Source organism: Shewanella sp. Isolate13, from assembly GCF_022398325.1.
Taxonomy (GTDB): Bacteria; Pseudomonadota; Gammaproteobacteria; order Enterobacterales; family Shewanellaceae; genus Shewanella.
This window is the reverse complement of record NZ_JAKEVD010000083.1, coordinates 1-578: the sequence shown is the minus strand read 5'-3', so window position 1 is coordinate 578 and position 578 is coordinate 1. Positions and strand designations below refer to the sequence as shown.

Sequence of the window (578 nt, the reverse complement as noted above, 5' to 3'; positions counted from 1 at the left end):
ATATTGTAAAAGGGCATTTAGCGCATCTGCGGTATTACTTTTTTAATGGTGTTGAGTTCTGGGCGTTCCATAAATATTGGAGAGAATACGGCCACACGGCAGAGTTTGGTCGGTTTAGTAAGATAATTTACCTGTGTAAGTCTTTTAAAATATTTTTAAGACAACCAATTACAATAGTCATAGTTTTACTTGTGGTATCTGGTGTTTTCACATCTGATCCTGAAGAGTATGAGTTCGCGCTATATTGCTTAGGTTGGGGTTCTCTTTTCTACTTAATTACAGCGGCATCGGATAGAGTTAATAAGTTTATTGGCGATGGTTTTAGGTATTGGGAGTACATCCTTATACCTTTTGGTTTGTGTGTGTTTTATTCTAATAGTGAATTGCAAATTGCTATATCAGTAGTATCTTTAGTTGTATTAGTTGTCACACATCGTGATTTGATACATGTTTCAAAGAATATTCTTAGGACCGGCCGATCTGGTGATGGAAATTTGAAACAGTTGTGCGGTGAGATAGATAAGCTTGAGAAAAGAAACGTTATGACCTTACCTATATCTTTATCTAATATACTTTCT

The 578-nt window shown here is 35.5% G+C and carries 1 protein-coding gene; it reads left to right on the top strand.

The genetic code is table 11. From position 1 onward, the window contains the following. The coding region (locus L1D44_RS21725; protein WP_239893262.1) for a hypothetical protein at window positions 1-578 on the top strand (578 nt) is incomplete at both ends.